Source organism: Rahnella sp. 2050 (assembly GCF_040544515.1).
GTDB lineage: Bacteria > Pseudomonadota > Gammaproteobacteria > Enterobacterales > Enterobacteriaceae > Rahnella > Rahnella aceris.
On sequence record NZ_JBEPKE010000009.1, the window covers coordinates 102,127 to 128,297 of the forward strand.

Annotated in this window: 22 protein-coding genes and 4 tRNA genes; 5 read left to right on the forward strand and 21 right to left on the reverse strand. The window is 53.0% G+C overall.

The features are described from left to right. Nucleotides 1-180: 180 nt before the first annotated feature. Complete coding sequence (locus ABIC79_RS22910; RefSeq protein WP_112197603.1) at nucleotides 181-657, forward strand: WbuC family cupin fold metalloprotein; 477 nt, start codon at nucleotides 181-183, stop codon at nucleotides 655-657. Nucleotides 658-799: 142 nt separating this feature from the next. Here ABIC79_RS22910 and uvrD read toward each other — a convergent pair whose 3' ends face one another. The 7 genes from uvrD to ABIC79_RS22945 all read right to left on the reverse strand — a co-directional run bounded on the left by uvrD (nucleotide 800) and on the right by ABIC79_RS22945 (nucleotide 9,225). Then, on the reverse strand, nucleotides 800-2,962 hold the full coding sequence (uvrD, locus tag ABIC79_RS22915) for a DNA helicase II (RefSeq protein WP_013577514.1): 2,163 nt from the start codon (nucleotides 2,960-2,962) through the stop codon (nucleotides 800-802). 96 nt (nucleotides 2,963-3,058) lie between these two features. After that, on the reverse strand, nucleotides 3,059-3,775 hold the full coding sequence (gene yigB, locus ABIC79_RS22920; protein ID WP_037035464.1) for a 5-amino-6-(5-phospho-D-ribitylamino)uracil phosphatase YigB: 717 nt from the start codon (nucleotides 3,773-3,775) through the stop codon (nucleotides 3,059-3,061). Beyond that, complete coding sequence (gene xerC / locus ABIC79_RS22925; protein WP_112152373.1) at nucleotides 3,775-4,686, reverse strand: tyrosine recombinase XerC; 912 nt, start codon at nucleotides 4,684-4,686, stop codon at nucleotides 3,775-3,777. The genes yigB and xerC overlap by 1 nt, the downstream gene beginning before the upstream one ends. Then, nucleotides 4,683-5,387, reverse strand: a complete 705-nt coding sequence (locus tag ABIC79_RS22930; RefSeq protein WP_013577517.1) for a DUF484 domain-containing protein — start codon at nucleotides 5,385-5,387, stop codon at nucleotides 4,683-4,685. The genes xerC and ABIC79_RS22930 overlap by 4 nt, the downstream gene beginning before the upstream one ends. Next, nucleotides 5,384-6,208, reverse strand: a complete 825-nt coding sequence (dapF, locus tag ABIC79_RS22935) for a diaminopimelate epimerase (RefSeq protein WP_013577518.1) — start codon at nucleotides 6,206-6,208, stop codon at nucleotides 5,384-5,386. Before dapF ends, ABIC79_RS22930 begins: the two co-directional genes overlap by 4 nt. 96 nt (nucleotides 6,209-6,304) lie before the next feature. Further along, entirely contained in the window at nucleotides 6,305-6,508 is a 204-nt protein-coding gene (gene lptM, locus ABIC79_RS22940; protein ID WP_013577519.1) for an LPS translocon maturation chaperone LptM, read from the reverse strand. 158 nt (nucleotides 6,509-6,666) lie between these two features. Beyond that, nucleotides 6,667-9,225 carry a class I adenylate cyclase gene (locus tag ABIC79_RS22945; protein ID WP_013577520.1) on the reverse strand — a complete coding sequence of 853 codons (2,559 nt, stop codon included), beginning with the start codon at nucleotides 9,223-9,225 and terminating at the stop codon, nucleotides 6,667-6,669. Nucleotides 9,226-9,552: 327 nt separating this feature from the next. Here ABIC79_RS22945 and hemC point away from each other — a divergent pair, with 327 nt between their 5' ends. From hemC to hemY, 4 genes are read left to right on the forward strand one after another with little or no spacing between them, the layout of a single operon-like run. Continuing rightward, nucleotides 9,553-10,494, forward strand: a complete 942-nt coding sequence (hemC, locus tag ABIC79_RS22950; protein ID WP_013577521.1) for a hydroxymethylbilane synthase — start codon at nucleotides 9,553-9,555, stop codon at nucleotides 10,492-10,494. Beyond that, entirely contained in the window at nucleotides 10,491-11,240 is a 750-nt protein-coding gene (gene hemD, locus ABIC79_RS22955) for a uroporphyrinogen-III synthase (protein ID WP_037035461.1), read from the forward strand. Before hemC ends, hemD begins: the two co-directional genes overlap by 4 nt. Before the next feature lie 13 nt (nucleotides 11,241-11,253). Continuing rightward, nucleotides 11,254-12,405 (forward strand): uroporphyrinogen-III C-methyltransferase, encoded by a 1,152-nt coding sequence (hemX, locus tag ABIC79_RS22960; protein ID WP_121020200.1) that lies wholly within the window; start codon nucleotides 11,254-11,256, stop codon nucleotides 12,403-12,405. Nucleotides 12,406-12,408: 3 nt separating this feature from the next. Beyond that, complete coding sequence (gene hemY / locus ABIC79_RS22965; protein ID WP_013577524.1) at nucleotides 12,409-13,605, forward strand: protoheme IX biogenesis protein HemY; 1,197 nt, start codon at nucleotides 12,409-12,411, stop codon at nucleotides 13,603-13,605. A 590-nt stretch (nucleotides 13,606-14,195) separates the two neighbouring features. On the opposite strand, the gene ABIC79_RS22970 is transcribed toward hemY, so the two are convergent. The 14 genes from ABIC79_RS22970 to wzzE all read right to left on the reverse strand — a co-directional run bounded on the left by ABIC79_RS22970 (nucleotide 14,196) and on the right by wzzE (nucleotide 26,149). Beyond that, nucleotides 14,196-14,272 (reverse strand) — tRNA-Pro (locus ABIC79_RS22970). Nucleotides 14,273-14,331: 59 nt separating this feature from the next. Next, nucleotides 14,332-14,417, reverse strand: a tRNA-Leu gene (locus ABIC79_RS22975). Nucleotides 14,418-14,446: 29 nt separating this feature from the next. Beyond that, nucleotides 14,447-14,522 (reverse strand) — tRNA-His (locus tag ABIC79_RS22980). A gap of 65 nt (nucleotides 14,523-14,587) precedes the next feature. Next, a tRNA-Arg gene (locus tag ABIC79_RS22985) sits at nucleotides 14,588-14,664 on the reverse strand. Between the two features lie 143 nt (nucleotides 14,665-14,807). Further along, complete coding sequence (gene thrP / locus ABIC79_RS22990) at nucleotides 14,808-16,202, reverse strand: bifunctional threonine/serine APC transporter ThrP (RefSeq protein WP_013577525.1); 1,395 nt, start codon at nucleotides 16,200-16,202, stop codon at nucleotides 14,808-14,810. Nucleotides 16,203-16,443: 241 nt separating this feature from the next. Beyond that, complete coding sequence (gene wecG / locus ABIC79_RS22995) at nucleotides 16,444-17,184, reverse strand: lipopolysaccharide N-acetylmannosaminouronosyltransferase (RefSeq protein WP_013577526.1); 741 nt, start codon at nucleotides 17,182-17,184, stop codon at nucleotides 16,444-16,446. Further along, nucleotides 17,168-18,547: an ECA oligosaccharide polymerase gene (gene wzyE / locus ABIC79_RS23000; RefSeq protein ID WP_112198178.1), complete on the reverse strand. Its 1,380-nt coding sequence runs from the start codon at nucleotides 18,545-18,547 to the stop codon at nucleotides 17,168-17,170. Before wzyE ends, wecG begins: the two co-directional genes overlap by 17 nt. Next, complete coding sequence (locus ABIC79_RS23005; RefSeq protein ID WP_013577528.1) at nucleotides 18,544-19,626, reverse strand: TDP-N-acetylfucosamine:lipid II N-acetylfucosaminyltransferase; 1,083 nt, start codon at nucleotides 19,624-19,626, stop codon at nucleotides 18,544-18,546. Before ABIC79_RS23005 ends, wzyE begins: the two co-directional genes overlap by 4 nt. Beyond that, entirely contained in the window at nucleotides 19,623-20,873 is a 1,251-nt protein-coding gene (gene wzxE / locus ABIC79_RS23010) for a lipid III flippase WzxE (RefSeq protein WP_112152378.1), read from the reverse strand. The genes ABIC79_RS23005 and wzxE overlap by 4 nt, the downstream gene beginning before the upstream one ends. A 1-nt stretch (nucleotide 20,874) precedes the next feature. Next, nucleotides 20,875-22,005, reverse strand: a complete 1,131-nt coding sequence (rffA, locus tag ABIC79_RS23015) for a dTDP-4-amino-4,6-dideoxygalactose transaminase (RefSeq protein ID WP_241916839.1) — start codon at nucleotides 22,003-22,005, stop codon at nucleotides 20,875-20,877. Between the two features lie 4 nt (nucleotides 22,006-22,009). Continuing rightward, nucleotides 22,010-22,744: a dTDP-4-amino-4,6-dideoxy-D-galactose acyltransferase gene (gene rffC, locus ABIC79_RS23020; RefSeq protein WP_112152380.1), complete on the reverse strand. Its 735-nt coding sequence runs from the start codon at nucleotides 22,742-22,744 to the stop codon at nucleotides 22,010-22,012. Beyond that, nucleotides 22,711-23,973, reverse strand: coding sequence for a UDP-N-acetyl-D-mannosamine dehydrogenase (gene wecC, locus ABIC79_RS23025; protein WP_112152381.1), 1,263 nt, complete (start codon nucleotides 23,971-23,973; stop codon nucleotides 22,711-22,713). The genes rffC and wecC overlap by 34 nt, the downstream gene beginning before the upstream one ends. Continuing rightward, nucleotides 23,970-25,100 (reverse strand): non-hydrolyzing UDP-N-acetylglucosamine 2-epimerase, encoded by a 1,131-nt coding sequence (wecB, locus tag ABIC79_RS23030; RefSeq protein ID WP_037035449.1) that lies wholly within the window; start codon nucleotides 25,098-25,100, stop codon nucleotides 23,970-23,972. The genes wecC and wecB overlap by 4 nt, the downstream gene beginning before the upstream one ends. Then, nucleotides 25,097-26,149, reverse strand: coding sequence for an ECA polysaccharide chain length modulation protein (wzzE, locus tag ABIC79_RS23035; RefSeq protein WP_013577534.1), 1,053 nt, complete (start codon nucleotides 26,147-26,149; stop codon nucleotides 25,097-25,099). Before wzzE ends, wecB begins: the two co-directional genes overlap by 4 nt. Nucleotides 26,150-26,171: the final 22 nt, after the last annotated feature.

Consider the following 26,171-nt stretch of genomic DNA (forward strand, 5'->3'; position numbering starts at 1 on the left):
TGATAATAGTGCGCGCATGTTACGCCGGGAATAAAAAGACTGTCAACCGCGAACAAATCTATTCTGGCAACATTTATGCATAAATTTCAGGCTGGCCTGATAACCTTACCGGCTTATCGGATGGTGCTTTTTTGGCTACACTCAATGCCCTGATCTCCCCTCACTTTTCAGATACCCAAAATGATTAAGCAGATAAACCAAGATACGTTATGCGACCTGATCACCAAGGCGGCGCATTCACCGCGACTGCGTCAAAATCTGAATATGCATCCGGCGCCTGAAGATGACGTTCAGCGTCTGGCCATCGCCATGGAACCCGGCACTTATGTGCGCATTCACCGCCATCCACACACCTGGGAAATGCTGACCGCCCTGCGTGGTCGCTTTCTGGTACTGATTTACGATAACAGCGGCGAAGTCACCGACCGCCTGTGGCTCGGCGCAGAAACCCGTCTGCTGGAAATCCCGGCCAATACCTGGCACAGCGTGCTATCTCTCGACGAAGGCGGCGTGATTTTTGAAGTGAAACACGGTGCGTATCAGCCAGTTCAGGAACAGGATTATCTGCCAGGCACCGCGCCGGAAGGCGAAGAAGGGGTCAAAGAAATGCTGGAATGGTATGCGAAAGCCGAAGTGGGTGAAACATTTAGCCTCTGACCTTTCGGCTCCTCCCCCTGCGAAGGGGGAGGATGGGAGGGGGTTTTACAGACAAAACAGGAGATTAAGCGCGCTTAAACGTTGGTTTTTGACCTTAATACCCCACCCCAACCCTCCCCTTCGCAGGGGAGGGAGTTAAAAATCAGACGGCTTCGAGGCGGGCGTAGGCGGCAACCAGCCACTTAATCCCTTCGCCCGGGAACGCCACCTGCAGACGGCTGTGTTCGCCGCTGCCTTCCATATTGACGATAGTACCTTCGCCGAATTTAGGATGCACAACGCGCTGGCCGAGTTTGAAGCCGGTGTCGCTGACGCTGGTTGGCGTGCCGACGCTGCGGTTGCTCATCGGGCGTGACACACTGGCGCGCATCCTGACTTCTTCGACACAATCTTCCGGCAGTTCGCCGACAAAACGTGACGGGCGATGAGACACTTCTTTGCCGTATAAACGGCGGGTTTCCGCGTAGGTCAGGGTCAGTTTCTGCATAGCGCGGGTGACGCCGACATACGCCAGACGGCGTTCTTCTTCCAGACGTCCGCCTTCTTCCAGCGACATCTGGCTCGGGAACATGCCCTCTTCCATGCCGACGATAAACACCTGCGGGAACTCCAGCCCTTTGGCCGAGTGCAGTGTCATCAGCTGCGTAGCGTCCTGATTGGCATCCGCCTGCCCTTCGCCTGCTTCGAGCGCGGCATGCGACAGAAACGCCTGCAGCGGCATCAGATCTTCGTCTTCATCCTGATAGCTGAACTGGCGTGTTGCTGTCACCAGTTCCTCTAAGTTTTCGATTCGCGCCTGCCCTTTTTCGCCTTTTTCCTGCTCATACATGATGAACAGGCCGGAATCTTTAATCACCCGGTCAGTCTGCACGTGCAGCGGCATATCTGAGGTTTCATGCGCCAGTGCGTCAACCAGTTCGGTGAAGCGTTGCAGTGAAGATGCCGCACGACCTGCCAGCACTTTTTCCTGCAACAGCGCGCGGGTGGCCTGCCACATGGTCATCTGACGATCACGTGCTGTCTGGCGCACCACATCCAGCGTGCGGTCGCCGATGCCGCGCGTCGGTGTGTTCACCACGCGCTCAAAAGCGGCATCGTCATTGCGGTTCGACATCAATCGCAGATACGCCAGCGCATCTTTGATTTCCTGACGGTCGAAGAACCGCTGACCGCCATAAATACGGTATGGCATCGCCATCTGCAATAAGGCTTCTTCCAGCACACGCGACTGGGCGTTGCTGCGGTAAAGAATGGCGCAATCTTTCAGCGCACCGCCGTTGTCCTGCCAGGTTTTGATGCGGTTAACCACAAAGCGCGATTCATCCAGTTCGTTGAATGCGCAATAGAGTGAAATCGGTTCGCCTTCGCCGTCCTCGGTCCACAGGTTTTTACCCATACGGCCATTGTTGTTTTCAATCAGTGAGTTGGCGGCTTTCAGGATGGTGCTGGTTGAACGGTAGTTCTGCTCCAGACGGATGGTTTGTGCATTCGGGAAATCTTTCAGGAAGCGCTGGATGTTTTCAACCTGCGCACCGCGCCAGCCGTAAATCGACTGGTCATCATCACCCACGATCATCACATTATTGTTGTCACCTGCCAGCAGGCGGATCCACGCGTACTGAATGCTGTTGGTGTCCTGGAATTCGTCCACCATCAGGTTGGTAAAACGTTCGCGGTAATGCTGCAAAATATGCGGCTTGTTCAGCCAGAGTTCGTGGGCGCGCAGCAACAGCTCGGCAAAATCCACCAGCCCGGCACGGTCACAAGCTTCCTGATAGGCCTGATAAATGCGTAACCAGGTCGCTTCAACGGGATTGTTGTAGGTTTCGACATGCTGCGGGCGCAGACCTTCGTCTTTTTTGCCGTTGATGTACCACATCGCCTGACGCGGGGGCCATTGTTTATCGTCGATGTTCAGGGCTTTGATCAGGCGTTTGATCAGACGTATCTGGTCATCACTGTCGAGGATCTGGAAATCCTGTGGCAAATTGGCGTCTAAATGGTGTGCACGCAGCAAACGGTGCGCGAGGCCATGGAAGGTACCAATCCACATGCCGCCCTGACTGGTGCCGATCAGCTGGTCGATACGGTGGCGCATTTCTGCCGCCGCTTTATTGGTAAATGTGACGGCCATAATAGAATACGGCGAGCACTTTTCTACCGCCAGCAACCACGCTATGCGGTGAACCAGCACGCGGGTTTTGCCACTGCCTGCTCCGGCCAGCACCAACAGATTGCTGCGCGGCGCGGCCACGGCTTCACGTTGTTTTTCATTCAGGCTGTCGAGCAGGTCAGAAACGTCCATAGGCACCGTTTGTCAGATGAGAAAAGCACTCACGCGAAAATTATCGCCGCGAATGCATTTCCACTGTGAATTTATACAGAGTAATTTAAGAAGGGATTATAGCAATGCTGTCAGCGATGCCAACTGCGAAATCTCAATATGCGGTAACAGACGGGCATCGTTAATGTGCATCAGGTCGCCTTCGCGCAAATTAATCCAGCATGATTGCATCCCGCAACGCACCGCGCCCGCGACGTCTGTCGTCAGGTCATCGCCCACATGCAGAATGTTTTCCAGCGGGATATCCAGCTTCATCGACGTTTTTTTATACATGTCGGCGTAAGGTTTGGCACGGCCATGATCGCCCGCCCGCAACGTAAACTGGAAATATTGCGCCAGACCACAGGCGTGCGGATCGGCATTGCCGTTAGTGATAGCAACCAGCGGCCAGCGTTCGGCCAGCGCCGCCAGCGCGTCGTGATTTTCCTGCGGAACATAAATCCTGCTGCGCCACTTCGCGAAGGTTTCCATTGTGGCTTTGGTGCCCTGCTCAGCCTCACTGCGACTCAGACCCGCGCGGGTCATCGCCAGCAAAACCGCCTGACGGCGCCATTCGGTGACGTCGTGATAAATCTCCGCGTCCTGCGCCAGTAATTCTGCACGCATCAGGCGGACAGTATCCGGTGCCATATCCGTCAGCGCCGGATGGAAACCCTGCATGAATTTCAGCGTTTCGGTATCGGTACGGCGGATAACGTCGTAATTGTCATACAGCGTGTCGTCTAAATCGAAGGTGATCGCTTCAATGCGTTTCAGCGGACGATAGAACTTCATCAGGATTTTCCTCGTTTTGCGCGGGGATGCGCGGCGTCGTAAACCGTCGCCAAATGTTGAAAGTCGAGGTGGGTATAGATTTGGGTGGTGGACAGATTCGCGTGCCCCAGCAATTCCTGTACCGCGCGCAGATCCCCGCTGGATTCCAGCACGTGCGTGGCAAAAGAATGTCGTAGTTTATGCGGATGAATATGGCTGTTAACGCCCTGTTTCACGCCCCATTCAGCAAACCGTTTTTGCACGTTGCGCGCAGAAATACGGCTGCCTTTGCTCGACAAAAACATCGCGTCATCCTGCGGATTAAAATCAGCGCGGCGTTCCAGCCAGTGTTCGAGCCAGGTGACAGCCGTTCGCCCGATCGGCACTTTGCGCTCTTTGCTGCCTTTACCCAACACGCGCACTTCGCCGGAGGCCATATCGATATGTTTGCAGTCGATACCCACCAGTTCCGAAAGACGCAGCCCGCCGCCATACATCACTTCCAGCATCGCGCGGTCACGCACGGAAAGCGGATCATTGAGATCGATGTCCAGCAGTTTATTCACTTCATCGACATCAAGATTTTTTGGCAAATGCTTGGGTGAACGCGGCGTGGAAATGCCTTTGGCAGGATTGGCGCTTAATACGCCCTGACGCACCAGCCAGTCAAGAAAGCTGCGCAGCGAAGACATGCGCAGCGCCAGACTGGATGGCCCCAAACCGGCGCGTTTACTGCGCGCCAGTAACATGCGGACTTTTGGCGCATCCAGTTGCTGCCAGTGGGAAATACCGATCTCGCCGGAGATGACGATCAGGGCTTCTAACTGGCGGCTGTAATTGGTGGTGGTAAGCGGACTGAGCTGGCGTTCAACATGCAGGTAACGCAGAAACGCCTCGACTGCAGGATAGAGAGGCGATTCGGTGTGATTCATACGCGTTCGATCCAGCGTTCCAGCAGGCCAGGTAACATTTTTGCCAGTTGGTTGAGTAGCACCGTGCCCATTCCTGGCTGATAATGCTGGGGATCACGGCTGCTGAAAATCAGCACGCCCAGCTCACCCTGTTCGCCCATCAGCGACAGTGCGACGGAACCCACGGCTTTCGCCTGCGGCAATAACAGCAGTAATTCCGGACCGTTCAGGCCGCCGAGATAATGCGGCGTTTCGCCCAGACGCTGGATGCGCATGGATTCAAACGCGCTGCGGCTCACCGCAAGATGAGTGAAATCTGATGGCGCGCCGATGCGCCAGCCTTCACTGAACAAGCGCACATTGGCGCCCGCCAGCCCCAGACTGCGTGCCCAGCGTTGCAGGCGGTTAAGCATATCCTGCAAACTGCTGGCCGCCGCGAGCGTGGCCTGAAGCTCGATCATCCGCCCGAACAACGCTTCGTTGACCGAAGCCTGCTCCATCAGCAATGTAATTTCTTCTTCAAGCTGGGCAATCTGATGACGCTGACGTCCGAGTTGCCATTCAACCAGCGAAATACTGCCTTTCACCGGATGCGGTACGTGCATCTGCTCGACGCTGCGCGCATTGCGAATAAAGAAATCCGGGTTTTGCAGCAGATATTGCATCACGCTGTCATCGTCGAGAGCTATTACCGGTTCAATCTGGTCATCAAGATTGTTCATAGATGAATAAATCCGTCGTAAACATGAGTGGCAGGTCCGGTCATATAAAGCGGATGACCCGGCCCTTTCCAGCGAATGTCGAGGCTGCCTCCCGGCAGTTCCACCTGAACTTCTTCTGCGAGTAAACCTTGCTGAATGCCAACCGCCACAGCCGCGCAGGCACCACTTCCGCATGCCTGTGTTTCACCGGCACCGCGCTCGTACACGCGCAATTTTACGCTTTCCGGGCTGAGGATCTGCATGAAACCGACGTTCACACGCTCAGGAAAACGGTCATGACTTTCCAGCATCGGTCCGAGAACCTCGACTTCTGCTGTCAGCACATCATCCACCTGTAATACGCAATGCGGGTTTCCCATCGACACCACACCGCAAAATACTGTGCGCTCTTCTGCACGCAGAATATAGGTCTTTTCCGGTTTCGCTGCACGGAAAGGCACCTGTTGCGGCTCGAAAACCGGCTCGCCCATGTTGACCTGCACTTCTTCATCTTCGGTGACAGTCAGCACCATGCGGCCGGTCTGCGTGCTGACGCGGATATCACGTTTGTTTGTCAGACCTTTAATGCGGACAAAGCGGGCAAAACAGCGCGCACCATTACCACACTGCGCGACTTCACTGCCGTCCGCGTTAAAAATACGGTAATGAAAGTCTAATTCGGGATCGTAAGGAGGTTCCACCACCAGTAACTGGTCAAAACCTACGCCACGGTGACGGTCAGACAAACGACGGATCAACTCGGGAGAAAAATAGACATTTTGAGTGACGGCATCAACGACCATAAAATCGTTACCCAGGCCGTGCATTTTGGAGAACTGCATAACTGACTCCGTTTACCGCTGGTCAAATCCAGTCGCGATGATCCTTTAAGAAGAGGGTTCTGCCAGCATGGCACGAAACCCCCGACAATTTGCTGGTCAATCTCTGGAGTTCGTCGTGAGGCTTTCTGGTGATACCCCTTTTTCCTGCGACGAACCATCGTTCGCCGTACCCGGAACATTGCTGGTTTTTTGCGTGGCTGATTTTTCCGGCGGTGGGAAATACAACGGCCCTTTAAGTCCGCAACCGGAGAGAGAAAAGAGTATTGTCGCGGCCAGAGACCAGCGTAAAGCGTTTTTCATTTTATGAATGCCCGTAATTCATGCGACCAAGCTCTCTATAATCGCAGGTGGATCATGAAAAGCAACAGGAATCGACAAAACCCCCGGGCACATTTTCAGGGTTTAAAGCGCAGGAAAGCCGGATAATCTGCCACATGTCCGTGATATGGACACCTTTTCTAATGCAACTGGAATTGCTGCTTCAGCCGCGAAGGTTCGACGTCGCTTTCAGGCAAGGTGGCGCAGGCGGCAGAGAGGGCATTGCTGCGAAAAGGGATCACCTGAATCCGGTCATCGAGCGACACAATTTGATAGAACTGCGGCAGGTTGAAGTTAATAAAGCTTGAGCCGTAGGTAAACCGGTCATGGGAAGATGAGTAGAACCGGCTGACATCGCGCACCAGATCCTCTTTGCTGCCTTCGCAGTGGTGATAGACCTCAACACGGTTGGATTCATCAAGAATGTAGATATTAAAGCCGATGTCATCAGAACTGTCTTCGAAGAAGAACTGAATGATCCCTTCGCTGGCGTAGCCGTCAATCACAGCGGGGAGATGCGCCTGATCGGTCTGCAATTTCACCGACAAACCGTGCAGTTTGTTGTTGGAAATCGCGCCATAGAATTCGATCGCATTCTCCAGCTTTTGCACAGAAACGCTGAGACGTTCAAAGAACAGTCCCCAGGTTTGCCCGGCAACACGCACGGCTTTGAAGCGCCCGGGTTCGAGTCGTTTGCTCGACAGGCGAAGCTCAATACATTCCGACACCAGTTGCTGAATCCGCGTACGGATAAGGCCACGTAAATGCTGACTGTAGCAGAACACTTCTACCGATTCCGGCGGTGCAGCATCCTGATGCATTTTGCCCAGAATAGTTTTCAGCGCTTCAAGCACCGCCTGTTCACCGCTGAAATGCAGCGTACGCACTTCATTCCATGAGTTGCGATAGAGCAGGTCAATACTGCCGACCATGCATTGCTGATTCTGCCCGAAACTGAAAACATCCAGCTTACGGAAATCAAAATGCACCACCTGATTGCGGAAAGCTGCGGTCGGATCGTGTTCCAGATTAACGATAATCGCTAAGTGCCGAATTTCGCACGGGCTGTACAACGCTTTTGGCGTCGGTGCCGCCAGGCGCAGCGGGAAGTTGTGCGAAACATCCGCCACCAGTTCGCGCAGTTTGGCGATATCACACAAGCTGCCGCTTTTAATATGCAGACGTGTCGTGGATGTCAGCAGACCGTTGAAATAGGCCCACGCCACCAGTTTATTCAGATAGCGGTTATATTCCAGCGGCTGGTGGCTGACGATAGATTCCATCGACGGCGACTGATTATACAGATACCAGCCGGTGCGGTTCGCACGGCCAATCGGCACATGAATAAAGGTTAAATCGCTTTCTGACAGATCAGGTGAAATCTGCGGATTCACCAGCGTGACTTTACCCGGCAGCGCTTCAAACGCGGCGTACAACTTACGGGTCAGCACGCCGATATCCTGCGGGCTGGCACTGACGCTTAAATTGTTGCGACGGGCAAAGCGGATCAGGTTGCGATAGCTTTGCATCATGGCATCGAGCAGTTCGTTATGCGCTTCGCGCACACGCTCGATTTTCCAGTTCGCCCGGTTATCCAGCATAGCCAGACGTTCTTCATCCCATCCCCATTCAGCCACCAGTTGACTGAGAATTTCACGACGCCAGCCAACCGATGCCCGTGCACGGGAGAGTTTTTCGCAGACTTTTAAATAGAAACAACGGCGGACTAAATCAAGGCGGGTGAAATCTTCAATCTGGGTGAGATAACGGGTCACGCGGTCGAGCATCATACAATAGGAATCAAGCCCGAAGCAGACGATCTCACCCTGATGCAGGCGTTGTTTAATATCCATCGCCAGCAATTGCGTTTTAGGGTATTCCCAGGAGTATGTTTCCAGCAGCAACGTTTTGAGCACCGCTTTATAAGGAGAATCGATACTTTTATACAACTGCCACAAACTCGCGCCGAAATACTCCTCCGCTGACAGCGTACTGAGGCCACCGAGATCGAGCCATTCGTTTGGCGTCAGTGCGCCCTGTGCATACAGCGAAAGCACATATTCGTCGTAATGTGCTTCTTCTTCACCCGGCACCATATTCCATAGAATACGCTTACCGGCCAGACGGACGGCGGTACGGTAGAACTCGTCGAGCAATAAGATGTGCTGTGTTGAACCACAGTCTTCACCACCCAGGCTGCCACTTTCATTGTGGCGGAAGCGGTTTTCGTCGATCAGGAAGAAGCTGACTTCTACGCCCAGCGAGGCCGCCCATTTTTCTAACAGGCTGCATTTTTGCTGTAAGCGGTTACGCTCTTCGTTATCGAGCCAGGACTGATGGCAGACCCAGATATCCAGATCAGAGCTTTGACTCTGGCCAATGGAAGAGGTGCTGCCCATGGAATACACGCCAGTGATAGGCAATTCACCTTTCACAAGAGGTTCGAGCGCGCTGCCCCATTTATCTTCAAGGTCAGTCAGGTAGGTTTGTTGGGATTCATCAGGCGTGAAAACACAGATACCATGCGGAACCTTACCTTCAAGGTATCCCGGCATCAGAGGGTGATGTTGATGTAAAAAGACAGGAAGCAGCTGGTAGACCTGTTGAAACGCAGGACCCATTGCTGCCAGTGCGCGATCTACTCGTAACTGATTGATCGCATCCAATCTTTGCTTCAATGTCTCGATGTAGAGGTACAAGACGTTTCGCCTGATTATGTGTCTGGAAAGAACCCCGTTCCAAATCCGTCATTTATCGTGATGCTTATGCTTTGAACAACCGCGATTGTGCAAATAGTTGACGAATAATTGCTGGAAACGTGATCAATTTAACACCTTGCTGTTTGACCGTAAAGAAAGTAACGCACCACAATTACTCTTCCGCTTCTCTGGATTTTACCGTCTGTTCCGAAACGGAACAAATCTCTTCAACACCCGTTAACCTTCTTTTACGAATGGCTTCTTACGCTGACAGCTTTCTATTGTCAGTGGTAGGATGGGCACAGAGACAGTTAAACGGTATCAAACATGTTAGACAAAATCATTCGAATTGCCACCCGCCAGAGCCCGCTGGCTTTGTGGCAGGCACAATATGTTCAAAGCCGGCTGATGGCCTGTCATCCCGGTTTGCAGGTGGAACTGGTTCCAATGGTGACCAAAGGCGATATCATTTTAGATACCCCGCTGGCCAAAGTGGGTGGCAAAGGTTTGTTCGTCAAAGAGCTTGAACTGGCGATGCTCGATGGCCGTGCGGATATCGCCGTGCATTCCATGAAAGACGTGCCGGTAGAGTTCCCGGAAGGTCTGGGACTGGTCACTATTTGTGAACGCGAAGACCCGCGCGATGCTTTCGTCTCCAATCAGTACGCCAGTCTGGCGGATTTGCCACAAGGCAGTATTGTCGGAACATCGAGCCTGCGCCGTCAGTGTCAGTTGCGTCAGAAACGTCCTGATCTGATGATCCGTGATCTGCGCGGCAATGTGGGCACCCGCTTATCCAAACTCGATAACGGTGAATACGATGCCATTATTCTGGCTGTCGCTGGCCTGAAACGTCTGGGTCTGGAAAACCGCATCACTTACGCACTGACACCGGAAGAGTGTCTGCCCGCTGTAGGACAAGGTGCCGTCGGTATCGAATGCCGCCTTGACGATCAAACTACCCGCGACTTGCTGGCACCACTGGCGCACCGTGAAACCACGTTACGTGTGCAAGCTGAACGGGCAATGAATATGCGTCTTGAAGGGGGATGTCAGGTGCCAATCGGCAGCTATGCCGAGCTGGAAGGTGACGAGCTCTGGCTTCGTGCGTTGGTCGGCGCACCGGATGGCAGCCAGATGGTGTGTGGAGAACGTCGCGGTCCGGCCGCTAACGCGCACCGCATGGGTGTCGACCTGGCAGAAGAGCTGCTCGCCAACGGCGCGCGCGAAATCCTGCATGAGGTCTATCAGGGGAACGTGCCTAAATGACCATTCTGGTCACCCGCCCCTCTCCGGCAGGAGAAGCACTGGTTAGCCGGCTGCGCGCTCTGGGGCGGGTTGCCTTCCATTCCCCGCTGATTGATTTTGCACCGGGGAACCAGCTCGCATCGCTTCCGAACCTGCTATCCTCATTAAATCAGCAAGATCTGGTGTTCGTGCTCTCGCAACATGCCGTCAGTTACGCTGACCGGGCTTTGCGCCAGTCCGCCACAAACTGGCCGGACACCGTGAATTATTTTGCCATTGGTCGCACCACTGGCCTGATTTTCCACCGGGTCAGCAGCCTGCCGGTTCTCTATCCTCAGGATGGCGAAACCAGCGAGACGTTATTGAATCTTCCGGCATTGCAACGCATACAGGGTAAAAAAGCGCTGATATTACGCGGTAATGGCGGACGGGAGCTGTTAGCCGAAACGCTGACAGAACGCGGTGTCGATGTCACCTACTGCGAATGTTATCAGCGCAGCCCGGTTTACTACGATGCCAGTGAACAGAGTGCACTCTGGCAACGGGCCGGAGTTGATACGCTGGTCGTGACCAGCGGAGAAATGCTGCAACAGTTGTACCAGTTAGTTCCTGATTACTATCGAAATTCATGGTTACTGCGCTGTAATCTGGTGGTGGTCAGTGAACGTTTGGCAGCCCTTGCACGCCAGCTTGGCTGGAGCGCAATTCGGGTTGCTGAGAATGCAGACAATGATGCGCTGATCCGCGCATTACAACTACCTGACTAAGGGATGTGCCAAAATGACGGAACAAAAAAATCCTTCCGCGCCGGATGAGAATGTTGTTGTCTCCCCAGCGGTTGAGAGCCCCCAGCCAGACGCTTCCGACCTGGACAAGACGCTGAAAACGTTGCAGAAAAAGCAACGCACCGTGCCGGTACTGGGTGCTATAGCAATTGTATTGGTGATCGCGCTTGGCGCCGGTCTCTATTATCACGGCCACCAGCAGTCGCTGGCGCAGGTTGCCTCAGATGAAGCGCTTTCTGAACAACTCGATGCGCTGCAAAAAACCCAGCAGCAGGACAAACAACAAATCGCTGATCTGCTCGCTCAGCAGCAAAAAACCCGGCAAGAGGCCGATCGTCAGCAGGCTTCGTTTGGTCGTCAGCTAAATGAGCTACAAGACAAAGTCGCCAGCATTTCCGGCAGCGATGCCAAAACCTGGTTACTGGCGCAGGCCGATTATCTGGTGAAACTCGCTGGCCGCAAATTGTGGAGCGATCAGGATGTCACCACCGCTGCCGCACTGCTGAAAAGCGCAGATGCCAGCCTGGCCGACATGAACGATCCGAGCCTGATTGACGTGCGCCGTGCGCTGAACGAAGACGTGGGCAGCCTTTCTGCCGTTGCGCAGGTCGATTTCGACGGCATCATTCTCAAGCTGAATCAGCTATCGAATCAGGTGGATAACCTGCGTCTGGCCGACAATGATACTGACGATTCCCCGATGGACAATGACAGTTCCAGCTTGTCCAGCTCTCTGACCGAATGGCGTCAGAACCTGACCAAAAGCTGGCACAACTTTATGGATGACTTCATCACCATTCGCCGCCGTGATAGCAGCGCAGAACCGCTCCTGGCACCGAATCAGGATGTGTACCTGCGCGAGAATATTCGCTCGCGTCTGCTGATTGCCGCACAAGCCGTTCCGCGTCATCAGGATGAAGTCTACAAACAGTCGCTGGAAAGCGTCTCAACCTGGGTTCGCGCCTACTTTGATACGTCCGATCCTTCGACCAAAGCGTTTCTTGAAGAACTGGACAATCTCAGCCAGCAATCTGTTTCGATGGACGTGCCGGAGGAGCTGAAAAGCCAGCCGATGCTGGAAAAACTGATGCAGACCCGCGTGCGTAACCTGCTTCAGCAGCCCGCCGCCGCCACGCAGGGGGAATAACACATGTTACGAGTTTTCGTGTTGTTCCTGATTGTGTTTGCCGGGATTATTGTCGGCCCGATTCTGGCCGGCCATCAGGGCTATGTCCTGATCCAAACCGACAATTACAATATTGAAACCAGCGTCACCGGTTTAGTCATCATGCTGATCGTGCTGATTGTGGTGCTGTTCTTGATTGAATGGATCCTGCGCCGCGTTCTGCGTACCGGTGCCCGTACCCGCGGCTGGTTTGCCGGGCGCAAAAGCTCTAAAGCGCGTAAGCAAACTCACGCAGCTATGCTCAAGCTGGCGGAAGGCGATCATCGTCAGATGGAGAAATTGCTGGCGCGCAATGCTGATCACGCCGAACAGCCGGTGGTGAACTATTTACTGGCAGCGGAAGCGGCGCAGCAGCGCGGCGACGATATCCGCACCAATCAGTATCTGGAGCGGGCGGCAGAAATCGCGGATATCGACCAGATGCCGGTCGATATCACCCGCGTACGTATCCAGCTGGCCAGAGGTGAAGTTCACGCAGCACGCCACGGCGTTGACCGTTTGCTGGGTCAGTCGCCACGTCATCCGGAAGTTTTACGTCTGGCAGAGCAGGCTTATCTTCTGACCGGCGCTTACGGTTCACTGCTGGAGATTTTACCGTCGATGGCGAAAGCCGATATTCATACCGACGATGAAATTCGTGTGCTTCAGGAGCAGGCTTATATCGGCATGATGAATCAGCTGATGGCTGAAGAAGGCAGCGAAGGCCTGAAGCGCTGGTGGAAAGATCAGAGCCGTAAAACCCGTCATGAAGTGGCCCTGCAGGTCGCAATGGCAACGCATCTGATTGAATGCAACGATCAGGATCTGGCACAGGAAGTGATCCTCGACGGGCTGAAACGCCAGTACGACGATCGGCTGGTCGCGCTGATGCCGAAGCTGCGTTCGGGTAATCCTGAGCAACTGGAAAAAACACTGCGTCAGTTGATCAAACAGAATGGCACAACGCCGCTGCTGAGCAGCACGCTAGGTCAGTTGCTGATGAAACACGGTGAATGGCAACAGGCGAGCGAAGCCTTCCGTGAGGCGCTGAAACAGCGTCCTGACGCGTATGATTACGCCTGGCTGGCTGATGCGCTGGACAAGCTGCATAAACCGGCAGAAGCAGCGGAGATGCGCCGTGAAGGGCTGATGCTAACCCTGAATAATTCGCAGCAACAGTAATAACCTTGCTGTCTGTAAAAGGCTCCTTCGGGAGCCTTTTTTATGTCGGTCGTAAATTTCAGACAAAAAAAACACTTGTCTGGAAGACAAGTGTCTAAAAACAATCAGGTCTAGGACAACAGATTTAGTGCCTCACTCAACGTTTTGCCTTCTGGATGATAGCGCTTGCGCGTTATCGGTCAGGATGACAATAGGCACTGTAAATTGGCTCTGCATCATTCCCAGGTTTATGAAGCCGGAGCAAACATAATAGGTGGAATGAGCATCTACGGCGAGAATATTGCAGGACGCGTGCCAATATGGCAAGAGTCCGTTTAAAATTTTTTATTTAACTGATAATTAACAGCTTTATTTTCACTAACCCTCAGCAGTCAATTTTTGGAAAGCCAGAGACTTCCCGTTAAACCGCCATTCTGTCGCCAGTGAGCGACGTGTGAATGTCAGCTTATGTGAAGCTTTATTTATCAATAAGATAAGTGTCTCCTGCAAGAGACAGGCATACAGCGGAATGTCGCAGATAAACAACAGGGTGAGTTGAGAAACTCCAGACGAAAAAAAACCTGCTTTAAAAAAGCAGGTTTCTTCGAATGTGGTCGGCGAGAGAGGATTCGAACCTCCGACCCACTGGTCCCAAACCAGTTGCGCTACCAAGCTGCGCTACTCGCCGATGTCGTGCATCTTACTACTTTCTGACGCTAACTGCATCATTTAAATGTATTTTGTGTGTGGTGCGAAGGGAGGGACTCGAACCCTCACATCCGAAGGACACTAACACCTGAAGCTAGCGCGTCTACCAATTCCGCCACCATCGCATGTCACAATCACAAAATCATTTTTAGAGTGGGGTGGCTAATGGGACTCGAACCCACGACAACTGGAATCACAATCCAGGGCTCTACCAACTGAGCTATAGCCACCATATCTCTAACTAACGTGAATTGTCTGACTTCAACATTCCACCGCAACTCTAGCGCATACTAAATGGTGCGCCCGACAGGATTCGAACCTGAGACCTCTGCCTCCGGAGGGCAGCGCTCTATCCAGCTGAGCTACGGGCGCTTAGCGCCGTTGCGGGTGGGGATACTACGGTTTTAACGCTTGGCTGTCTAGTGCTTTTTATCAGAAATATTGCGTTTGATTACGCTTTATCCAATACGCAGTAAAAGTAAGCATCTTGCCTTCCCCACCCGTGACTTACGACGTTATTTTGCTTTTTCTGCCGTCAGCGCAGCGCGCTTATGCATGCCGAGACCGAAGTATATCAGCGAGACTGCCGCGATAAAAATACCGCCGACCAGTAAAGAAACCCGCGTATCCGGATTAATCGCCATACCGACCAGCACACATGCCAGGAAAATCAGCGTCAGGTAGTTGGTATAAGGGAAGAGAACCGATTTAAACGGATGGTTTTTCAGTTTCTCTTTATGTGCATCACGGAAACGTAACTGACTGATCAGCACCACAAACCACGGCACCATGCCCGGCAGTACGCTGGCACTGTAGACATACACGAACACTTTCTCAGGATTCGGGATGATGTAGTTCAGGCACGAACCGACCAGCAGACACAAAATGGTGATGGCAATACCGTAAACCGGCACACCACTTTTCGAGACATTGCTCAGAAACGCAGGCAACTGCCGATTCTTCGACAGTGCATAAAGCATACGTCCGCAGCTGTACATACCGCTGTTACAGCCGGACAACGCCGCCGTCAGCACCACGAAGTTGATAATGCCAGCCGCCGAAGCAATGCCAATCTTCGCGAATGTCAGGACAAACGGGCTGCCGTGTGTGCCCATTTCGTTCCATGGGAAAATGGTGATGATGACGAAAATCGCACCGACGTAGAAAATCAGGATACGCCACAGGATATTGTTGATAGCGCGTTTGAGCGTAACCTGCGGATTCTTCGCTTCACCTGCGGTAATCCCCACCAGTTCCACGCCCTGATAGGACGCCACAACGATACACAGCGCAAACAGGAAACCTTTCCAGCCGCCTGCGAAGAAACCACCGTGCGCGGTCAGATTGGCAAAACCGACAGCTTCGCCGTGATTGCCAAAGCCGAAGAAGATTACCGCCAGCCCCACCACGATCATCACAATGATGGTAGTGATTTTGATCAGCGCAAACCAGAACTCCATTTCGCCATACAGTTTAACGGCGGCAAGGTTCGCGGCGGCTACAATCGCCACAGCCATCAGCGCGGGGATCCACTGTGGTAAATCCGGGAACCAGTATTGGGCGTATACTCCGATAGCGGTGATTTCAGAAATCCCCACTGCTATCCACATAAACCAGTAACTCCATGCGGTCAGGTAGCCGTAATATGGCCCAAGATATTTATGGGCGTAGACGGCGAACGAACCGGCAACGGGCTCCAGGTGCAGCATCTCGCCCATCGAGCGCATGATAAAGAAGACGAACACGCCCGCCAGAATATAGGCCAGCAATACTGACGGCCCGGCCCATTTCAGGGTACTGGCCGCGCCCATAAATAATCCAACCCCGATGGTGCCGCCGAGCGCTATCAGCTCAATATGTCTCGCTTCAAGCCCCCGGTGTAGCCCACCCTTTTCCTCTTGATTCGCCATAGTTCCTCAGTTTCTCTTTAATTGTGTTTGCCTTCCGGAATGACCGAAATGTTATTTTTATTTGTGATGATGCCCATATAGGGCGGAAAAACGGCGCTATGGTTCCGCATTTCAGCATGAGTTGCAAATCACAATTGAGAAAGATCCGCACGGGTAGACATGTCAGGGTGAAAACGACAGTAAACGATGGAGTGAAATGAGAGGTAAAACGCCGCGCTGAAGATCAGCCACGGCGCAAGTATTACAGACGACCGGTGTAGTAATAACGGATAAATTTAAGCAGTTTGAGCTGACGACGTAAACGGCTCGGCTGTAAAATCAACCGGTAGAGCCATTCCAGCCCCAGATTTTGCCAGATTTTAGGCGCACGTTTAACATGTCCGGTAAAGACGTCATAGGTTCCGCCGATGCCCATATAAAGCGCATCAGGATGCACAAGGCGGCAATCGCGCATCAGGATTTCCTGTTTTGGTGAACCCATTGCCACGGTCACGATAGCCGCGCCGCTGCTTTTCACCCTTTCGAACAATGCCTCGCGCTGTTCCGGCACAAAATAACCATTCTGGCTACCGACAATATTGACGTTCCACTTGGCGCGCAGCTTTTCTTCTGTCTGCGCCAGTACTTCCGGCTTACCGCCTATCAGAAAGACCGGTGTTCCTTCACGGCCTGCTCGCTCCATCAACCCTTCCCAGAGGTCAGCACCCGCGATACGCGAGACGTGTGACTGCGGGTATTTACGCCGTATAGCCCGCACAATGCTGATCCCGTCAGGGTACTTAAATTCCGCGTGCTCGATCAGCGTACGCATTTCAGGATTGCTTTCGACCGTCAGCACTTTCTCTGCATTTATCGCCACCAGCGAACCGTTTTTCACCTGATGACCGGCAAAAAGATAATCGAGAAAATGCGCCATATTGCGAAAGCCCCAAAGGCGGATCCCACGGATGTCGTATTGCGGGATTTTATTCTCCAAATTCATCCATCTTCCTTACTGCCAAAGGCTCCATGAGGTTTTTCCTGACCGGCATTTTGGCACGTATCAGCCCGGCAGCGTCAAACATCCAGTACAACAGTTTTGCGACAATCAGGCAGGCGCCGAATACGACACAGAAAAACACCACCCGCGAGAAAAAGGAATCCACGCCTTCGCGGGCAAGTACGATCATATTGAACACAGCACCAAAGCAAAAACTTTGCAAAATGGCGGCCTTATAAATGTTGGTGTCGGCTTTGCCTTTTTCATAAAGCCAGTCGAACCATTTAATGATCATGCCCACAGCCACTGCGCCAAGCGGGATAAACCAAACGCCGCCCATCACAACCAGTGAGCCAATTAGCGTCGGCGAAATGGCCAGACCGGAATGGTTGTCGAGCACATCCCAGGTGAAATAGTTGGCCGTGTTGAGCACTACGCCCGGACGGTCATGCCACAGCCAGCCGGGGATAAAGACGTAGAAATCACGGACAATAGGCGCCAGCCCCTGAAAACTAATTTTGTCGTAATTTTGCAGCAACAGCCCCAGATTTTCCCATGGCGAGAACGTATCACGCGTCAGATAAAGGAACGTGTAAATCGCCTCAGGGCCGCTGACATTCAATCCGTAGCGTTTAAGTGCCAGCCAGAACATACCAACGATACCCAGTACGCCTGCCGCCGCCAGCATCCACAAACTAATCCAGCCGCGTACAATGCCGATAAACAAAAACAGTGCGAACGCGATGATAATATTCGCGCGCGTCCCGCCGACGATGATGTACGTCAGCAGGCCAAATGCGACGGTACTCACCAGGAAAAACAGCCAGCGCTGCGGATTGGGTTTGAGGAAGAACACCACCAGCATCGCCGGCAGGAAGAAATAGAAGAAGCGTTTAAGCGCAACTCCGGACACATCACTGGAAAAAATCTGGCTGTACGACTTGAGCTTAAACAGCAAAAAGCCGTTATGCGCAAAGAAAATAGAAACCGTCACCACCGCAATCAGCGCCAGCAACATCCAGGTGAGATGGGTTTCGACACGGTTCATCGTAAACAGCGGGCGGGACGGGCCTTCATGTTTCGCCCTGAGCCGCGTTTTATAGCTGACATAATAAATACCGTAAAAACAGGTTGCGGCCAGCATCGCCTGTAACAGGTTTTCAACCGGTACGACGTTGACATCGAACTGGAAAACCAGCAGACAGGTCAGCGGAAAACCAAAATAAAATGTCAGCAGATACAACAGCGAAAACAGGACGTTGAAGTTAAAACGCACGCGGCGGAATTCTTTATAAGTCAGCGTCAGAATGAACAACAGCGAGAACGCATAAACGACAGACAGGCCGCCAAGCTGTGCCATTGTCATGATGTTTCTCCTGCCGCCAGCAGTAATGCCTGTTGCCAGCCCGCGATGTAATTCGGGTTGAAGAAGGCGATATTCTCCCGATCCGTGTTCAGCAACTGACGGCGCGCTTCGGCCACGGTTCTGGCATCCAGCGCATCACCATAAAACAGTACCGGCAGATTTTGCTCCGCCAAATCCTGCCAGAACGGGTTCTGACGGCTTACCACAAACGGCACGCCGAACTGAATCAGCAAACACTGCGTCCCGATACCCTGCTGGCGGTCGAAAATAAAATACCCCAGCGAGCAACGGCGCAGCACATCAAGATAATCAGCAAAAGGCATCGAGCCAGTCATCACTTCAATGTTTTCGGGCGCAAACAGTTTCAACGCTTCACTGTGAACCTGGTCGATGTACGCATGATTATTGGCCGGATACCCCATCGGGATAATCACCCGGATATCCGCACCAAACTGCTGATGCAACGAACGCAGTGCTTCAACATGTCGGTTAGTGCGGTCACCGGAATTGCCGACCAGCACCGTCATCGGCCCTGTCGGTTCAGGCTGACCGGCTGGAAGCGTCAGTGACGGATCCATGCGCGTCGGAAAATACAGTAATGAGGACGGTACACGCGGATGTCGCTGATGGAAATAAATCAGATCGCCGCGGGTAGCGAAAACATGGCCGATACGTCCCTGTGCCAGACGACGCATCAGATAGAACAGACGGAATTTCAGACCACCTGCCGATTCATAAAGATCGGCACCCCAGATGTGCCAGCTGGCCTGTTGCGACTTAATTTTGCCGGTCAGCAGCGCCAGCCAGAGCGTCGGGTTGAACTGACCATGGAAGAAGAAGTGATGTGTGCGATCCTGGGCGCGGGAAATAACCGCATCGGCCAGCGATTTTTTGTCCGGATAAACACGAATATCCAGACGAGTGAATTCAGCAAATGCTGATGCATCCGCTGCCGCCACCATAAAATGATAAATCAGCTTTTCAGGCGCACATTCGGCCAGAACATCATTAAAAAAGCGCAGCACGGTGACATTATGGTGGGGAATGTCAGATCCCAAAACGTGAATCAGCGTTGTCATGCTCGTCTACGATAAATAACAAATACGGTACAGCACAGGGCGAAATAAACGACATACGTCGCCATATACGCTTGCGCGGCGCCAAGAGAACCCCGTATCGGGATCAACCAATGTGAAAAACCCGTCAGTAACGCAAACTGGCTGATTTCAGTCAGCACGTAAAAGCGCAGAGACGCTCTCGCAATCACCAGATAGCCAAAAACATACGAGCCGACTTTCAGTACGTCACCGACTAACTGCCAGGCAAACAAATCGCGCATTGCGATAAATTGTGTTGAAAACAGCAACCAGATGGCGAAGTCGCGCAGCAGCCAGACAGTAAAACTGACGGCCGCCACGGCGGGCAGAACAAATTTTAGCGACTTAACGATTTCACGCGAGACATCGCGTTTGTCAGTCATGCGCGATAACGTCGGCAATAAATACACGCTGAAAGAAGCGGTGATAAACTGCAAATAGGCATCAGAAATACTGCTGACGCCCTGCCAGATCCCCACATCCTTCCAGCTGTAATGCTCCGCCAGCAGATTTCGCATCATCACATACGCCACGGGCAACGTAACAGACGTGATCAGCGCCATCAGGGTAAATTTCCCCAAATGGCTGGCGATAAAGCGATCCCAGCCCGGTTTTAAGTAGGCCAGCGGAAAGGATTTTCGTCGCCACACCATGCCACCCGCAGGGAGTATTACCAGTGCAGGCACCAGCGCCAGCCCGGCCAGCGCGCCTTCATAGCCACCCAGTTTGAAACACAACAGATAGGCCAGTAAACCAATCAGACTGCCGCCAATCACGGCCAGCGCATTACCCATCGCATCACGATAACCTTTCAGGATGGCCTGAAAGTAGTTGGCGTAAGCAATGCCCATCTGGATAAAGGCCACGGCCCGGACAACGGCCTGATAGCGATCGTGCCCGAACAACCCGACACTGATGGGCCCGGCGGCCAGCAAAAAGATGGCGGCCAGCAGCGTCGAGAAACCCAAAATCAGCGAAGACGACGTGCCGAGTACGGCTTTAAGCCGCTCAGGATCCTGATGATATTCGGCAACGTATTTGGTTATACCATTGAAAATACCTGCACCGGACAGAACGCCAAGTACGGTTACGAGCTGGCGGAAATTGCCTGCCTGCCCCACGCCTTCAGGGCCGAAGGTTACGGCCAGCAATTTCACCACCAGCAACCCGGCACCAATTTTAATCAGCGTAGAACCGGCGGTCCAGACTGATGCTTTTGCCAGCGACATATCAGGCGAAATATTGCAGCATGGCCGCAATCACGACGCGCTGCGTGTCATCGGTCATGTTGTAAAACAACGGTAAACGCACCAGCCGCTCACTCTCTTTTGTCGTGAAACGATCGACACCCGCGAAACGACCAAAATTTTCGCCCGCCGGACAAGCATGCAGCGGGATGTAATGGAATACGGTGAGAATATCGGCCGCTTTCATGTGACGAATAAACGCGTCGCGGTCGTCGATATCGTTCAGGCGCACATAGAACATATGGGCGTTTTGCACACAATCTTGTGGAACCGAAGGCAACTGAATGCGGCCTGCATCGGCCAGATCCTGCAACACCTCATAATACTGATTCCAGATTGCCAGACGGCGCTGATTAATCTTTTCAGCCGCATCCAGATTTCCCCACAGATACGCAGCCTGCAAATCGGACATCAGATAACTGGAACCGATATCACGCCAGGTGTATTTATCCACCTGACCGCGGAAGAACTGGCTGCGGTTGGTGCCTTTTTCACGAATGATTTCAGCACGATCAATCAGGGCCGGATCATTAATCAGCGTGGCACCGCCTTCGCCGCCCGCCGTGTAATTCTTGGTTTCATGGAAACTGAAGCAACCGATATGGCCGATAGTGCCCAGCGCTTTGCCTTTGTAAGTCGACATCACGCCCTGCGCGGCATCTTCCACCACAAACAGATGATGTTTTTCGGCGAGCGCCATAATGGTGTCCATTTCACAGGCCACGCCCGCGTAATGCACCGGGACAATCACTTTCGTTCTTTCCGTGATAGCCGCTTCAATCAGGGTTTCATCAATATTCATGGTATCCGGGCGGACATCCACAAACACGATCTTCGCACCGCGCAAAACGAACGCATTGGCCGTCGAAACAAACGTGAAGCTCGGCATAATCACTTCGTCGCCGGGCTGAATATCCAGCAGCAACGCGGCCATTTCCAGCGAGGCCGTACAAGACGGCGTGAGCAAAACTTTCGGACAGTTGAAACGCTGTTCAAACCATTTCTGGCAGCGCAGGGTAAACCCGCCGTCACCGCACAGTTTGCCGCTGTTCATCGCCTCGCGCATGAAATCAATTTCAGTACCCGCAATCGGTGGCGCATTAAAAGGGATCATCGTTTCACCTGTACAACCAGTACGCCGTGCGGATAACTTTGCCACCGCTGGCGAGATAAAGATTTAAGGCCGCGATATTGCCGGTTTGCGTGGCCACATACATTCGCGACACGCCCTGTTCAGCACACCATTTTTTCGCAGCCGCCATTAACTTTTTGCCCGCTCCCTGCCCCTGATATTCAGGTCTGACAGCCAGCAGGCCAATTCTTGCTTCGTCTTGCGAAATACGACGCAAGGTGACAAAACCCAGCGCATTGCCCTGCTCGTCATCGGCCCAAAGACAAAGATGGTCGAACGTACCCAGCACCGCCTTTTCCGCCCACATCGCATAGAAACGGGCGCTGTCATCAGGCTGATACCAGGGCGCGCGAAAACGGCTGAGATGAAAAGCCTGACGGGCAATCGCGGTCACATCCGCAATATTGTCCGGTACCGCCAGACGCCCGGCCATCAGCGCATTATCTTGCGTCGTCACCGCGACACAAATGTCCGTTTCACCTTCTGCCAGCCGGAAACCCAGCGCAGAAAGTGCGTCCAGCGTGTGCGTTTGTGACGCATCCACTTTCGACTGCACCAGCGCATATTGTTCCAGCCTCTGCGGCGTGATTTCACCGGCAGAGGCCTCTGGCGTCAGACGCGCACTGTTGAGCTGGAAGAAATCACTCTCCCATTCGAGCGGGGCGATATTGCCGTGCAAAGGCAGGTTTATCGCCATACGCCTTTGGTATCCACAATCCATGACTGCCGGACCTGATCAGCAGGGATCGCTTTGAACGGCTTGTGATCGACTAACATCACCAGCAGATCGGCTTCTTCCAGCGCGCGATCAAGGGGATGTAACGTCACTTTGTCCGCCAGAGAAGCAGGAAGCTGATGCACATTAGGCTCAACCGCCCAGGTTTCTCCGGCGTGCCAGTCGGCAATCAGGTGCGTCACTTCCACTGCCGGGCTTTCACGGAGATCGTCAATATTCGGTTTAAACGCCAGACCAAAGCAGGCGATTTTGATGTCGGCTGCACGTTTGCCCGTGGTAGTCAGGCAATCTGCCAGTGCCGCTTTCACGCGCTCCACCACCCAGTGCGGTTTGCTGTCGTTCACTTCACGCGCCGTGCGGATAATTCTTGCCAGCTCAGGGTTTTGCGCAACAATGAACCACGGATCAACCGCAATACAATGCCCGCCCACACCCGGCCCCGGCTGCAAAATATTTACCCGCGGATGGCGGTTCGCCAGGCTGATCAGTTCCCAGACGTTAATGCCCTGCGCATCGCAAATCAGCGACAATTCATTAGCAAAGGCAATGTTTACGTCGCGGAAACTGTTTTCCGTCAGCTTGCACATTTCGGCAGTGCGGGAGTGGGTAATAACACATTCGCCTTCGAGAAAAATGTTATACAAATCGCTGGCACGCCGTGAACAAACTGATGTCATGCCGCCAATCACGCGGTCATTTTTAATCAGTTCAACCATCACCTGCCCTGGCAACACGCGCTCCGGGCAATAGGCAATATTGATATCGGATTGCTCACCGGCCTGCTGAGGGAAGCTCAGGTCAGGGCGGACTTCTGCCAGCCAGGCGGCCATTTGCTCTGTCGCACCCACTGGTGACGTGGATTCCAGAATGATCAGATCGCCTTTTTTCAGAACCGGCGCCAGAGAACGTGCCGCAGATTCGACGAATTTCATATCCGGTAAATGATCGCCCTTAAATGGCGTCGGGACAGCGATCAGGAAAGCATCCGCAGGTTCAGGCTGAGTCACTGCCCGCAAAAATCCCGCATCAACCGCCTGTCTGACCAGAAGGTCGAGATCGGGTTCAACAATGTGGATCGCACCGCGGTTAATCGTCTCCACGGCATGCTGATTGATATCAACACCCACCACCTTTTTCTGGCGTGAGGCAAAAGCGGCGGCGGTTGGCAGACCGATGTAGCCCAGTCCGATAACAGAGATAGTGTTAAAACTCATTGTGATACCCAATGATTTTTCAATGCGTCAAGAATGTGGCGGCAGGCATGCCCGTCGCCGTAAGGATTGTGCGCCCGGCTCATGCTGTTGTATTCGTTTTCATCGTTCAGCAGACGGTTCACTTCCTCGACTATTTTAGCGGGATTTGTACCCACCAGCCGGACTGTTCCGGCATCAACCGCTTCCGGACGTTCTGTGGTTTCACGCATCACCAGCACGGGCTTGCCCAGTGAAGGCGCTTCTTCCTGCACGCCGCCGGAGTCGGTCAGGATCAGATAGGCTTTATCCATCAGATAAACGAACGGCAGATAATCCTGAGGATCAATCAGCACGATATTGTCGATGCTTTGCAGAATGCGGTTCACCGGCTCGCTGACATTGGGGTTGAGATGCACCGGATAAACAATTTGTACATCAGGGTGCTTGCACGCAATTTCCGCCAGGGCCGAGCAAATCCGCTCAAAGCCTTCGCCAAAACTTTCACGGCGGTGGCCCGTCACTAAAATCAGCTTTTTGTTCACATCAAGAAATGGATAGTTATCAGCCAGTTGTTGGGCCAGCGAGGCATCGCTGTTAAAGCGGTCGCGAACCCAGAGCAGTGCATCAATCACCGTATTTCCAGTGACAAAAATATTCTCTCCGGCAATATTTTCCCGCTGCAAATTGGCACTGGCATTCTCGGTGGGCGCAAAGTGCCATTTCGCCAGATGACCTGTTAACAGGCGATTGCCTTCTTCCGGCCACGGAGAAGACAGATCTCCGGTACGCAGGCCTGCTTCAACATGCCCGACGGGGATCTGGTGATAAAACGCCGCAAGGCTGGCGGATAACGTCGTGGTGGTATCACCGTGAACCAGCACAATGTCAGGCCTGAACTCATCCAGAACAGGCTTAAGCCCGGTCAGGATCCGGCTGGTAATTTCTGTCAGACCCTGCCCTGGTTTCATGATGTTGAGATCATAATCCGGAGTAATTTCAAAGAGGCGCAATACTTGATCGAGCATTTCACGGTGTTGAGCCGTAACACAAACTTTAGATTCAAAAGCCGCATCCTGCGACAAAGCAAGCACCAGCGGGGCCATTTTGATGGCCTCCGGACGAGTGCCAAAAATCGTCAACACTTTCACAATGTGTTTCTCTTATTTTTACGGCGAGTCAGGGCAACGCCAGCCCCGATTAAACCACCGACAATGCCCCACATAATCATCAGTAATGCCCGGCGCGGGCTGTCACGTTTTACAGGTTCTTCAGGCGTTCTCAAATAACGATAAGTCTGGAATTTTGCCGTAAGCGTTGGCCCGACGTTGAGGGTCGACAGCATCGCACGGTTCTGATCGTAGTCCAGATCATACCCCGGACCGGATGCTTGCAGTAATTCAAGACGGGCCTTGAGCATGGGCACACCCAGCAGGAACATATCGGAATCCGGTAATTCTTCAGCGGGGGTGTCAGTCACACTTTTATGAATGTTTTGCTGCTGAGCAATCTTCAGTGCCTGCTCAGTATTATGCGTGGTGCGCTTGAAAATAGTCTGAGCAACTTCTTCCTGACGTTTGACCTGCGCTTTCATTGACTGCGTTCGTGCCGCCCACGCACCTTCCAGTTCATCATACAGATGCTGTGCAGCACGCTGGCTGGCAAAATCGACATACTGGCGTAAAAGCTTATTAGCATCAGCGGCGTTTTCCGCAGTGAGTTTCACAATATCGTTCGGCACTTTCGGTACATCACGGGCAGTAAACTGAATGTCATTGATCATTTCATCCAGCAAAACGGCATCAGCACGCGCATCATTTTCCTGACGTTGCTTGTAATAAGGGCTATGCAGCCAGAAATCCCGGCGGGTGTCATAAGCCGCGAGTTGCATGACAAACTCGTTGTAGGCTTCATCAGAAATGGGTGGCCTGCTGGCGTCTGACTGCGGCGCGTTATGCACATCCAAATTACGCAGAAACTGTGCCTGCGAGAAATAGGACGAAAGATTATTGACCGTAGGTCGATCCGTGATCGCCGTGGAACTCCATTCCTGTTTCATCAGGTAAGACGAACCCAGGGCGATTAAGGCAAAGAGTATCGCCAGACCTGCAATCCAGAATTTTCCGTTCCATAAAGTGCAGCACAACCCACGGATATCAAGCTCGTTCTCGATGGCGTGTTCGTTCTGGTTTCTCATCATTTCTGGTTTATCCACAGCCAGT